The 12,111-nt window shown below is 44.9% G+C and carries 11 protein-coding genes; 8 read left to right on the top strand and 3 right to left on the bottom strand.

Annotation, left to right across the window (positions count from 1 at the left end; translation table 11 throughout):
* Window positions 1-264 precede the first annotated feature (264 nt).
* Window positions 265-1,530 carry a VWA domain-containing protein gene (locus AOU00_RS05420; protein ID WP_069290120.1) on the bottom strand — a complete coding sequence of 422 codons (1,266 nt, stop codon included), beginning with the start codon at window positions 1,528-1,530 and terminating at the stop codon, window positions 265-267.
* Between the two features lie 180 nt (window positions 1,531-1,710).
* On the opposite strand from AOU00_RS05420, the gene AOU00_RS25655 reads away from it, so the two are divergent.
* A complete protein-coding gene (locus AOU00_RS25655) occupies window positions 1,711-3,705 on the top strand; it encodes an AraC family transcriptional regulator (RefSeq protein ID WP_081330680.1) in 1,995 nt (664 codons plus the stop codon).
* A 116-nt stretch (window positions 3,706-3,821) separates the two neighbouring features.
* Here the strand turns inward: AOU00_RS25655 and AOU00_RS05410 are convergent, their stop codons facing one another.
* Window positions 3,822-4,874, bottom strand: coding sequence for a 2,3-butanediol dehydrogenase (locus AOU00_RS05410; RefSeq protein WP_028542246.1), 1,053 nt, complete (start codon window positions 4,872-4,874; stop codon window positions 3,822-3,824).
* 341 nt (window positions 4,875-5,215) lie between these two features.
* Between AOU00_RS05410 and AOU00_RS05405 the strand changes: the two genes are divergently transcribed.
* Together AOU00_RS05405 and AOU00_RS05400 are read left to right on the top strand one after the other, a co-directional pair.
* Window positions 5,216-6,253 (top strand): LacI family DNA-binding transcriptional regulator, encoded by a 1,038-nt coding sequence (locus tag AOU00_RS05405; protein ID WP_023989739.1) that lies wholly within the window; start codon window positions 5,216-5,218, stop codon window positions 6,251-6,253.
* A 65-nt stretch (window positions 6,254-6,318) separates the two neighbouring features.
* Window positions 6,319-6,969 carry a hypothetical protein gene (locus AOU00_RS05400; protein ID WP_069290119.1) on the top strand — a complete coding sequence of 217 codons (651 nt, stop codon included), beginning with the start codon at window positions 6,319-6,321 and terminating at the stop codon, window positions 6,967-6,969.
* 160 nt (window positions 6,970-7,129) lie between these two features.
* Here the strand turns inward: AOU00_RS05400 and AOU00_RS05395 are convergent, their stop codons facing one another.
* Entirely contained in the window at window positions 7,130-8,059 is a 930-nt protein-coding gene (locus AOU00_RS05395) for an AraC family transcriptional regulator (RefSeq protein ID WP_069292008.1), read from the bottom strand.
* 199 nt (window positions 8,060-8,258) lie between these two features.
* Between AOU00_RS05395 and AOU00_RS05390 the strand changes: the two genes are divergently transcribed.
* From AOU00_RS05390 to AOU00_RS05365, 5 genes are all read left to right on the top strand, one after another.
* The gene (locus AOU00_RS05390) at window positions 8,259-8,537 is read left to right on the top strand and encodes an Atu4866 domain-containing protein (protein ID WP_069290118.1); all 279 of its coding nucleotides are present in this window, start codon (window positions 8,259-8,261) and stop codon (window positions 8,535-8,537) included.
* 39 nt (window positions 8,538-8,576) lie between these two features.
* Window positions 8,577-9,314, top strand: a complete 738-nt coding sequence (locus AOU00_RS05385; RefSeq protein ID WP_069290117.1) for an SDR family oxidoreductase — start codon at window positions 8,577-8,579, stop codon at window positions 9,312-9,314.
* 221 nt (window positions 9,315-9,535) lie between these two features.
* A complete protein-coding gene (locus AOU00_RS05380) occupies window positions 9,536-9,814 on the top strand; it encodes an ArsR/SmtB family transcription factor (protein WP_013311367.1) in 279 nt (92 codons plus the stop codon).
* A 71-nt stretch (window positions 9,815-9,885) separates the two neighbouring features.
* Window positions 9,886-11,058, top strand: coding sequence for an MFS transporter (locus tag AOU00_RS05375; protein ID WP_069290116.1), 1,173 nt, complete (start codon window positions 9,886-9,888; stop codon window positions 11,056-11,058).
* 676 nt (window positions 11,059-11,734) lie between these two features.
* On the top strand, window positions 11,735-12,106 hold the full coding sequence (locus AOU00_RS05365; RefSeq protein ID WP_061828782.1) for a hypothetical protein: 372 nt from the start codon (window positions 11,735-11,737) through the stop codon (window positions 12,104-12,106).
* Window positions 12,107-12,111: the final 5 nt, after the last annotated feature.

The raw sequence follows: 12,111 nt of genomic DNA, 5'->3' as shown, positions 1-12,111 counted from the left end.
AATCCTCCTTCATATAGTGTATAGCTTCAGCATAGCCCAAACAGGGTTACTTCAATTAGACTTATACTACATGAAAATATCCAATTAGGAAATGAAAGAAATAGGATCTGGTAGGGAGGTTGAAATCGATAGAGGACAAACTGAAGAAAACAGAGGCAGAATGCTGGCGCTGATGATTGCTCTATCTGCGGTCATTCTGCCTTTATTGCTCTGCTCGGCGGATATTTAAGTGATCATGTAGGAGTATCGCATTGCGGTGAAGGATTAGCTCCGCAATATTCCTTTAGCCCGCACTTGCTTGAGCCAACCAGGAAACTCATTCAGCAGACGGTCGTACAATTCTGCGTCTGTCACGGAGTCAATGTCATCCAAGGCAAAGAAATCAGCATTATCCACTACGCGGCCGCGCATCTTATCCAACTTTCGAAGGATTCCGTAATCGGCTTTACCAAGACCTACAAATTGCCAGAAAATCGGAGTGCTTGAGCTTTTAATCAGCAGCTGTTCTATTTTTTTCTGTTCATAAATACCTCCATCACTGAAAAAGATAATGTAGGTCGGGATTATATCGTTGGGATCTTCTTTTGTATATTTTAGTATGATATCCTTCATGACTTCTGGTTCGTTATTTCCCCACCCTAGCTCACTATCTTCACTAGGCTCAGCATAATTCATATGAATGTAATTCTCGAAATTCTTCTCTGTGACGCTTGGAGCACGCTTGGCTTTGTCTGCAAAAAACCATACATCCATTTCACCATTGTCATCCATACAGGCGGCTACAGCCAACACACGTTCGCAGGCTTTTTGCACCGTCCCACCCGTGTACAATTTGAACATAGAAACAGAAGCATCGAATACAACCGCTACCCGTGCCTTTTCACAGTCTATGTGTTTCTTTTTTAGTGAATATTGTACATTCTGCTTGTGCAGATTGATTCTTCCACTCACAGGAGAAGTTTCTTTCATGTCAGCTTTATCCGCTGACGGTGCTGCTGGCGATTCCGTTTCCTCTACGGTGACACCGTGAGCCTCGGCAAGCGGCTTTAGTCCTCCGTTGAAACCACGTCCAACTGCGCGAAGCTTAAAGCCAGACGTATGACGATACACTTCTGCCAGCACAAGCGATGTCTCACTGGTGGCTTCGGTGATGCTGTAGGTGATATGGGATTGCTTGCCTTGAGCAGTAACTGAGCAGCCGACCACATCGGCAAAAGTACCTGGGCCGTCCACTGTGGCCGCAAACACACATTTTTCCACCCCGGTTCGTTCCAGTTCCTGGAGCGCTATAGTAAACTCAGTGGTTCTGTCATTTGGACGCTGTAATCGTACATGGCCGTGCGGGTCAGCGGGTTGATTGTAAAAAACGAAATAGTCATCTGAGGAAACCTTTCCGTCTGCTCCTACCATAAAACAGCTAACATCCAGTTCGGCAGGTGCATACTTCCATGTAATGGTGACCCGCACTGTATCTTCCTTACCGAATGGTGCATTAGCTCCTGTACTCAATGCAATGTTGGAACCGCTCATGCTGTCAAACCCCCTATGTATTTTAAATCTTGTATTTATACAAATTGTACCATGGAAATGGTATATTCACCTTGTTTCGTGCAGGAATATTTGTCTCATGGTAGACGCAGTAAAAGATGATATATAATAAGGTTGGTTTGGAAAAAAAGTATGATATTTATGAAGCGGAGGCTTTGATACGTGAAGCAGGATCGGCAAAAGCAGGCAGGTTCCTATATCGGGATGAGCAAGGGACATGAAGCTGATGAGTTAAACAAACTGCTGTCCCTATGGCTCCATTCGTCGATCCGTGTCATGGATGTCCGGCATATTCGACTGGAGCCGGAAGAGTTGCTTCAACCGTATCGTCTTCCAGCGCAGGCTTTTGTATTTGTATTGCAGGGTAGCGTGCGTTTGGATGGTGATTGGAAGGATACGCCACATTCAGGGTACGTACTGCATGGCAGCAAAGGCTTTGAACTGAATATGAAACCCTCGCACTGCGGGATTGAATATATCCTTGTACTATATAAAGCGACTTCTCTATCTGGACATACGGTGTATAATCATCCTTCGATAGTTCATGGTTTTGCACCGCCTTATCCGGTTATACTGTATCAAAAGCTGCAACTACTGGATGAAGCATGGCAGGATCAAGAGACGCTATCCAAGATTCAGGCTCAGGGTCGGTTCTATGATTTTGCATATGAATGTATGCGGCAATTGCAGGAACCGAAGGCTCGAACTTCTGCGCGGGATATTGTGACACAGGCCATTCGATTTATGCAGATCCATTATGCGGAGTCCGTAACGCTGGAACGTTTGGCCGGATTGTTGGAATGCAGTCCGAGACATTTGACCCGGTTATTTAAAAAACAAACGGATTGTAGCCCGATTATGTACTTGATTCAACTGCGAATGGACAAGGCGAAGGAGCTTTTGCGGAAGACGGATGCGACTTTGCAGGATATCGCTGTCAGTGTGGGGTACCCGGATGTCTATTTCTTTAGCCGGGCATTCAAAAAATATACGGGTGTATCCCCGGTTCATTACCGGGACAGCCTATATTCATCTGCTTTTGTGAGAGATACCAGTCTGGATAATCCATTAAGCATGTCCGGATGTTCCATTGATTCGATAAGTGGCGCCCTGCATACTATTATTGAGGATAATAATCATTATCAAAATCATGATGAAGGGATTTTACGAATGAATAGAAACGCAAAGCATTCCATGGCATTTATTTTATTGCTTAGTTTTACCCTGCTGCTCAGCGCGTGCTCAGGCACATCAAGTCCTACGGCAACCGATGGCGCTTCCCAAGGGACCAATAATACATCAGCGGAACCAACATCACAGGAAAGGGTGCTGAAGGATGCACTTGGGCATGAGGTAAAAATTCCGGCTCAGCCTCAGCGTGTGATCGCTTCTTATCTGGAGGATCATCTGGTTGCGCTGGGGGTTAAACCTGTAGCCCAATGGTCGGTAGGGAAAAATTCAGTTCAAGGTTACCTGCAAAAAGAACTGAAGGACGTTCCTACCATTGCTTCAGATCTTCCGTTTGAGGCGGTTCTGAACTTCAAACCTGATTTAATCATTATGGACAGTGCGAGCATGGTGGAAGGCGACAAATATAATCAATACTCTAAAATTGCTCCAACCTACGTGGTAGGCACTAATATGAACAATGATTGGCGTCAAGAGCTGCTGACCGTGGGTGAGGTGCTGAATAAGAGCAGTGAAGCGAAGCAAGCATTGAGCAACTACGACAAAAAAGCAGCAGAGGCTAAAGCCAAGCTGAGTCAGACGGTAGGACAAAAAACTGCGGCGGCATTGTGGGTAACGGATAAAAATGTGTATGTCGTAAACCAGAATCTATCCAGCGGTGATGTATTGTATAAGGATTTGGGATTCAAGATTCCACAAGTCGTACAGGAGATTTCCAAAACGGCTAAGGCGAACTGGAGTAATTTATCGCTGGAGAAGCTGGCCGAGCTGGATGCGGATTATATCTTTATCGTGAACAGCAAAAACGTAAGTAAAGAAGATATTGTAAAAGATCCTGTATGGGCGGGAATTCCAGCTGTTAAAGAAGGCCATGTATACGATTTTGGTAAGGATTCCAGCTGGTTGTATACAGGTACAATTGCAAACAGTCAAATGATTGACGATGTTCTGAAAAATGTAACTCAGTAATCCACATGGTAATCAAAAAAACGCTACTCATCTTGACGACAGTATGTCGCAGGAAGGAGAGCGTTTTTTTATAAAAAGATGTCTGCATAGAGCAGACATCTGGTTTGTTTTCGATATTAGGCTTGCGGAGATACCAGGATTTTAACCTGATTTTTCTCTTTCAGGAGACCTTCAAAACCTTGCTCAATCACTTCTTCGAGTTTAATACGTTTGGTAACCAGCTTGTCGGCAGGGAAATAACCTTTTTCCATCAGGCTGATAACAGCTGGGAATACATCACGGTAGCCGATAATACCAGTCAGATTGCGTTCCTTCATAACGATATTGTTAGGCTTGATCGGAGCTTCTTTTTCAAAAATGCTGACGATCATGATTTGTCCGCTAATTTTAGTAGATTCAATAGCTTGAGTCAGCACAGGAGGTACTCCAGTGACTTCATAGGCTACATCTACACCGCCGTTGGTCCGTTTGTGCAGTTCTTCCACCACATCATAAGTCTTAGGATCAATCACGATAGCACCCAGCTCTTCAGCTTTAGCTTTACGCTCCTCGGAAAGCTCTACTGCATAAATCTCAGATGCGCCCGAAGCTTTCAACGCTTCAATAACCAGCAATCCGATAGGGCCAGCGCCAAATACTACAGCTTTGTCGCCGACTTTCAGTTGGCTTTGACGAACAGCATACAAAGCAACGGCCGAAGGCTCTACCAATGCGCCTTGCTCGAAAGATACGCTTTCTGGAATTTTGTGAACCATGTGCTCGTCAGCTGCGACATATTCAGAAAATCCACCACCGCCGCCTGCCAGACCGAGGAAGCCCATTTTATCGCAAAGATTATATTTGCCTTGTTTACATGCATCACATTCTCCACATGCAAACACCGGTTCTACAACTACACGGTCGCCAACTTGAATCTTGGTTACACCTTCGCCGATTTCGACAACTTGTCCAGAGAATTCATGTCCCATTACGATCGGCGCTTTTTCGCCAGTCAATGGATGCTGAGCATCTTGGGGAATGAAGATCGGTCCTGCTACATATTCGTGAAGATCACTTCCGCAAATGCCGCACCATTCTACCTTGATTTTTACTTTTCCTGCCAGAGCAGCGGGCTGCTCAATGTTTTCCAAACGTAAGTCTTTTACTCCATGCCATCTCAATGCTTGCATGTTTGTCATCTCCTTGAAGAATATATGATCATTGCCTCTATAAAAGTGAATGAATTAGGAAACGTTTCCGAAAAATAATATGTCACAATTTTTACACATTGTCAAACCAATTTAATGCAAAAAGCACTTGACTTTTTTGTGAATATAATCACTTGTGACTACAGTGCTATATTTGGCTCCTTACTTTCATACAAAGAGATTTTGCTAATTTTTTAGGTGAGGCAAAGACAAGAAGAAAACGACTTCAATTTTTAGACACCCATTCTGTGGTATAATATCAACATTAAGACTTTATTTTAGAAGGTCAGAAAACGATTCCGTTTCTTGAAAGGATTTTAGGCGTGACAGATCAAAAGAAAGTAACCATAGAGGATGTAGCCAAGCGGGCAGGAGTCGGTATTGCGACTGTCTCCAGAGCTATTAATGATAGTGAGGGCATCAGCCCGAGAACGAAAGCCTTGATTTTGCAAGTGATTGAAGAGATGGGGTTTACGCCCAACACCTCGGCTCAGAGTTTGAAAGTTCGTCAGACACGACAAATCGCACTGGCCGTGCCAGACATTCGTAACGCGATTATTCCAGAGATCGCTTGGTCCGTAGAGCAGGCCGCCAAGCAGCATGGTTACCGGGTCGTGCAAATCAATACCGCCGGGAATGCCAGAATGGAGCTTGAAACAGTTCGTGAGGTCAAGAAGCTGCATGTCGACGGGCTCATCATTATGCCGCTGGCGTATCCCAAAATGTTGGTAGATCTGATTAACAAAGCCAGCGTTCCCGTGTCCATTATTAACTATGGCAAGAAGCTGGGCGAAGATGTCAAAGCGGATATTGTCAGTCTGGCCCGACAAGAGGGAAGACTCGTGATGGAGCATTTACTTAAAATCGGCAGAACAAGAATCGCCTATGCAGGCGCTGCGAAGGACAAAATCGAGGAGAGATACTTCGCTTATGAGCAGTCTCTCCAGCATGTGGACCCTTCACTCGTTTATTTTGGCGATGATTTCTCCTTTGAGACAGGGCTGCGTGCAGCCGATTATTTTTACAGCCTGAAACATATGCCGGATGCTATTTATGCGGTTAATGATATGGTGGCGATAGGGATCGTCAATCGATTTAAGGATTTGGGTGTAAAGGTGCCAGATGAGGTTGCTGTAGTCGGTATTGATAACAATTTGTGGGCTATGGTAACGACCCCTCAGATCAGCTCAGTTTCCATCATGGGGGAAGAGGTGGCACGGTTGGCTGCGGAGCTGCTGCTCAAGCGGATTCAGGAACAGACACCTGGGGATTATGAGCGTGTGCAATTCGAGCCTCGTCTGATCGTGAGGGAATCAAGCGTCTCTGTGATCCGTAAGCCCACGGTGGGACGTGACGAGTAGTAGGGTATGAGTGGATTTTGGGCAATTATAACGACCATTGTTTGTTCAGACAGGAGAGTGGATTCATGTTAAAAGGTAATGGGTTTGTATCTGTAGCTTGTGCTGCACTATTGCTGGCTGTAACCATAGGGTGCACTCCCCAGCCAGTGGGACAGGATGCTGAAACTGCGGCGCCGTCCGGGGCAAACAATGGAGAGTCCAAGCAAATTGCAGTCAATACGCAGCATACCCAGCAAAGTAAAGAGGAGCTAGTGCTGTCCTTTTATAAGGATTCATCCCTCAGTGATGAAGCAAAAGTCCGTCATATGACGGACCATTTAGCAGGAATTCAATGGGGAAAGATGAACAAAATCAATGAACATCAAAGCCTGGAAATTATCGAATATCTGTATAGGCAGCGTGCTTTTATTCCATCGGAAAGCTTTGCAAATGTGATCCAGGCTTCTGACGGATTGGATGGAGCTTTAAGCGAAAGCTATGCTGGTCTTATGGGAGATTTGTTTACAAGAGACAGAACTGCGATGACCCGAGCATTGGCAAATATGGACAAAACCAACCGCACACAAGGTATAGGAAGCATCGGGTATGCTCTCAGCTATAGAGAACCCAAGGAAGTCAAGAAAGAGATTCAACAATGGCAGGCAGGACAAAAGCTAACTTCGGCAGAGAAAGATGTCATTCGAGCCTTGTTCGTCAAGCTGGATAATCCGTATTGATGCTCAAATAGTGATGACCACATGCATAGAGGAATATATTGAACAGCCGCGTCTCTACCGGAGGAGCGGCTGTTTTGTGCTGTTTTTTTACATTCTGCCATGTATGTTTGGGATAAGCGTTAGTAGGACCAGTAGTTTTAGATGTTCATCTAACAACGGTTCAAATGGTCGGGTGATCCTGATCCGAGCGCAAGCGTTTGATATCACTAATTGGAGGCAGGCCGAACAAGCGGGCGTATTCACGGCTGAATTGGGAGGGGCTCTCGTAACCTACCTGAAAACCGACATCTGCCGCATCCGCTGATTCGGATAACAACAGGCGGCGGGACTCTTGTAAACGTAATTGTTTTTGATATTGCATTGGGCTCATAGCCGTAACCTCTTTAAAATGTCGATGTAGTGACGAAGGACTCATATTCGCTAATTTGGACAATTCCTCAATACGCAACGGCTTATCATAATCCTGCTTAATCCGCTTTATGACTTCTGCAATCCGGTTGGAATGGCTGCCGGTCATGACCAGTTGTTTTAAAGATTCCCCCTGATTACCCTGTAAAATCCTATACAGTATCTCACGAATGACTAATGGAGCCAGCACCGGAACATCCTGCGGGTTTTCCAAAAGATGCACTAGCCTTATCACGGCATCCAGCAGTAGAGAGTTGGTTTGGCTTACATACAAGCCTCGTCTGGAATCAGGCATTGGGCTTGTGGGAAGAGCAGATTCCTTGATCAGATCCAAAACCTGATACGGATCAAAATTGAGCCGGAGGCACAAATAAGGAGCTTCTGCTGACGCTTGGATAACCTGCCCCGAGATCGGCAAATCCACCGACACAACAAGGTAGTCGGATGTGCCGTAATGGTAACTTTCCTCTGCGAGCATCACGACTTTTCTGCCTTGTGCCACAATACATAAGGCAGGTTCATGAACTTGATGTATCGGAACGGTTGTATTTGAACTTCGGACGAAGTGAAGCGAAGATATGGCTGTAGTGAGAACTCCGTCCTGATGTGAAAATCGTTCTATGAGCCTTGCCAACTCGGCTTGTTTTTCCATGGTAGAACCCTCTATTTTGGTTGCCTCCATCATGACACATCCCTTCTTTGCAAAATAGCCCGTTTTCATTTTCAGTAGTTTATTACATATTAAGGGTCTTTGGAGGATTAGGCAATAATTTGCTCTGATTCTTCTACCGGGCTGATGGACATTCCTCTCATAATAAGATGCAGATACAACACCTAATGAGCAATTGAGAAAAAAATAGAAGGGCAAAGGAGTGGGAGTCATGGAGAGTAACAAAGCGGAAAAAAGTGTACACGCTTCGCAGCATCCCTATATAGGGATGTGGGTAACTGAAGACGGAGATATCCGTCAAGAACTCTTGCCTAATGGCCGTTATGATGAAGCACGGGGTCAGAGACAAAGTGCCTATACAGGCAGCTATATCATAGAAGATGACTATATCGAATATGTGGACGACACCGGATTTACGGCAGATGGTGTATTCAAAAATGGTGTTTTGTATCATGCAGGGATGGTTTTTTACAGGGAAGTAAAAAAGTAAACTGTTTCAGTCCGTTTTTAAACTAAAGGAGGAATAAGCATGTTGGATATTAAAGGGAAAGTCGTAGCTATTACGGGGGCAAGTAGTGGGATCGGTGAGGCTACTGCCCGTTTACTTGCTCACCATGGGGCTCATGTAATATTAGGGGCCAGACGCACAGAGCGACTAGAGGCTCTGACATCCGAGATTCGTTTGAAAGGTGGATCGGCTGATTATCAGCAACTGGATGTGACTAAGAGGGACCAGATGGAAGCGTTCATTAAGTACGCGGAAAAAACATTTGGGCGTGTGGATGTAATTTTGAACAATGCGGGAGTGATGCCTCTTTCAAAATTAGAAGCCCTGAAGGTAGAGGAATGGGATCGCATGATTGATGTAAATATACGGGGCGTTCTGCATGGGATTGCGGCAGGGCTTCCGATTATGAAAAAGCAAGGATTTGGTCAGTTTATTAATATCGCCTCTATTGGCGCGTATAGTGTAACCCCAACTGCAGCGGTGTATTGCGCAACGAAGTATGCGGTTCGGGCAATTTCTGAAGGGTTGCGTATGGAGGTGGGGGGAGATATTCGTGTGACGCTGGTATCGCCAGGAGTAACCGAATCTGAGCTTGCTGACAGTATTTCAGATGAAGAGGCCCGGCAAGGAATGAAAGAGTACCGTCGTATTTCGATTTCGCCTGATGCCATAGCCCGTTCCATCCTGTATGCTATGGAGCAGCCAGCGGATGTAGATGTTAATGAAATTATTGTCAGACCCACGGCAAGCCCGAATTAACGCCATGGCGTCCAAGATTCCCCCTCTCTACTCAGTCATTTTTCCCTCCATCCTTTATGGATGGGGGGTTATTTATCGGATGAGAAAGACCATCATTCCCATCTCAGAGTGTAAAAAAGCTGTACCTTTATAATAAACAGGTTTACTTTTACAAATGTTTGTGATAACTTTATTTCGACAAACATCGAAATTAAGACTGGAACAGAAGGGAGCCGAACAGGGTGAAAGATACAACAGAGATGCAGCAAGCTGTAAAAATATATAAAGCACTTGGAGAACCCACTCGTCTCAAAATAGCACTTCTGCTAAAAGAGGAAAGTGACCAATGCTGCTCTGTGCTGGGCGAGAAGCTGAACAGTGTAGCTATTTCAACACTATCGCACCATCTGAAGCAAATGGCAGAGTCGGGGCTGCTCACATACCGTAAAGAGGGGACGTTTATTTATTACAGCTTGGATGTGGAAGCAGCGCAGAAATATGCCCCGTTCCTAATAACATAAATTTTTTTAGTCTTAATTTCGATATTTGTAAAAATATAAAAATATCAAAAGAAAAGAGGCGTTATTTAAAAATGCAGAGCACATGGAAAGTGTATATTTTGGCAATTGTTAGTTTTTTGGTAGGCACATCCGAGTACATTATCTCAGGCATTTTGGATCAAATTGCGACAACTATGGGGATTACGGTGTCCGCAGCGGGCCAGCTGATTACAGTCTTTTCTCTTGCTTACGCGATTGGCACGCCGATTCTGATGGCAGTAACCGCTAAATGGGACAGACGCAAGCTGCTCTTGAGTTCGCTCGGATTATTTGCAGTAGCTAATGTCCTCTCCTTTATTCTGCCGGGTTTTGGAATGTTTATCGCCGCGCGTATTCTTATGGCCCTCGGGGCGGGGATGGTCGTGGTTACAGCACTGAGCATTGCAGCAAAAATTGCCCCAGCCGGCAAGCAGGCCAGTTCTATTGCTACAGTCACTATGGGTTTTACAGCTTCGCTGATTATTGGGGTGCCGCTTGGGAGAATGATATCTTCTGCATATGGCTGGAAAACCGTATTTCTCGGCATCGCGTTGACAGGGATTATTGCCCTAATTGTTATATCTATGACAATTCCCCGCTTAAAAGGAGATCGACCAGTCCCCTTACTACAACAGTTTGCTCTTCTGAAAAAGCCTGAAGTTGCTTTGGGATTAGGTATTACCTTCTTTTGGCTAGGAGGTTATTCACTCGCGTATACTTACATCTCACCGTATTTGCTGAATGTATCAGGTGTAGGAGAGGATATGCTAAGCTCAGTATTGCTCGCCTTCGGAATTGCCAGTCTAATCGGATCAAAAATTGGTGGGTACAGTGCGGATAAAAAGGGTATACCCTTTACATTATTAGGGGGCATGGTGTTGCACGGTATTTCCTTACTCTTACTTCCTTTTGCCGCTCATTCCCTGATCGCAGTATTTGCTTTATTGATCCTTTGGTCGTTTGCAGCCTGGACAACTGGACCTACTCAACAATATAATCTGGTCACACTTGTGCCTGAATCTTCCGGTGTGATGCTGAGTCTCAATCAGTCTACGATGCAGCTTGCTATGGCAGCCGGAGCCGGAATCGGCGGTGTAGTTGTTGGTCAGGTTTCGCTGGCTTCCATCACTTGGTTTGGAGCAGCCGGTGTCGTCATCGCCATTGTAGCTGTATATTTACTTTCACGAAGATCCTCAGTTCACACGGGATTGGGTGTTACGGAGTAAAGTGCATAGATAAGTGAAGAGGAGGCCCAGCGATGGATAACATTGCGGGCCTTGTTTGATTTGAATGAGCAATAAGCCATGGATACGGGCATGTTATTTACTATCCAAAGGTACAAATTTCCTGTCCTGAATAGAACTACCTAAAGCCTCTTCTGAAAAACCAGCTAGAAACTGGGCAACTAATTGTACATCCTCTGTGATGGATTGTCGGATCATTCCCTCAACGCCCGAGGGCTTTTTATATTTAGGACAGAAATGAGCTATGACCTAAACAAAAAGTAGAAATGCTATGAAGATTCAGTTGTTATATCTACTAGGATTTAAACTTCCGCGCTATAAGCTTCTTATTTTTTTGTCGCCAAATCCATCTTTCGATAAAGTTTTTTTCTTTTCTTTCCTGAAGTGTTTCCTTCATACCCTTAATAAGAAATTCGGATCTTCGCTTGTCGTTTCTGCTAATTTCACGTAGTTCCTCAATAAATTTATCGTCCATGTCCGCATCTCCGTTAGTTCAGGATTTTCCAAATTGCTAAGCTGGATTATACAGAACATATGTTCCTTTTTCAAGTCTGCGTCTGCTCTATTCAATCATATAACCATTTTTAGATGGATGCTGCGAGGCCCGCGCCAATCGGATGGTGAAGCATAAGATAAAGTTGAAAGGAGGAATTACAACATGGACAACAAAGCATATGTATCCCAAACGTATCCACGTCTTACAGTCTACAACGAAGAAAATTTTCGGGGTTCCAGGAGAGTATTCAGAGGAAACCTAGGCATTCGTAATACCGATAACATTCTCGACGGCATCGAAAGTCTGCGTTTCTTTTCTACCAGCAGCAATGCTACGCTTGTACTCTTTACTGGCACGCGGTTTAGAGGTAACTTCCGTGTGTTCAGAGGCAATCGCAACATCGCCGACCTGGATGATCTGATTCGCGGGAATGATGTGGAATCTATTATCTCTACCAATCAACGTTTGACGTTGCAGCAAATCCGTAATATCCGCAGTAGCGGTAGACTGCCATCTGGCTATCGAATCATCTAACGGCC

The organism is Paenibacillus polymyxa (assembly GCF_001719045.1).
GTDB classification, from domain to species: Bacteria; Bacillota; Bacilli; order Paenibacillales; family Paenibacillaceae; genus Paenibacillus; species Paenibacillus polymyxa_B.
This window is presented reverse-complemented; position numbering and strand designations above follow the sequence as displayed.

What these genes read in the sequence shown, in the direction of transcription:
- AOU00_RS05420 (WP_069290120.1), bottom strand. Translation starts at nt 1,530, where the DNA reads ATGAGCGGTTCCAACATTGCATTGAGTACAGGAGCTAATGCACCATTC.
- AOU00_RS05410 (WP_028542246.1), bottom strand. Translation starts at nt 4,874, where the DNA reads ATGCAAGCATTGAGATGGCATGGAGTAAAAGACTTACGTTTGGAAAAC.
- AOU00_RS05400 (WP_069290119.1), top strand. Translation starts at nt 6,319, where the DNA reads ATGTTAAAAGGTAATGGGTTTGTATCTGTAGCTTGTGCTGCACTATTG.
- AOU00_RS05395 (WP_069292008.1), bottom strand. Translation starts at nt 8,059, where the DNA reads ATGGAGGCAACCAAAATAGAGGGTTCTACCATGGAAAAACAAGCCGAG.
- AOU00_RS05390 (WP_069290118.1), top strand. Translation starts at nt 8,259, where the DNA reads ATGGAGAGTAACAAAGCGGAAAAAAGTGTACACGCTTCGCAGCATCCC.
- AOU00_RS05385 (WP_069290117.1), top strand. Translation starts at nt 8,577, where the DNA reads ATGTTGGATATTAAAGGGAAAGTCGTAGCTATTACGGGGGCAAGTAGT.
- AOU00_RS05375 (WP_069290116.1), top strand. Translation starts at nt 9,886, where the DNA reads ATGCAGAGCACATGGAAAGTGTATATTTTGGCAATTGTTAGTTTTTTG.
- AOU00_RS05365 (WP_061828782.1), top strand. Translation starts at nt 11,735, where the DNA reads ATGGACAACAAAGCATATGTATCCCAAACGTATCCACGTCTTACAGTC.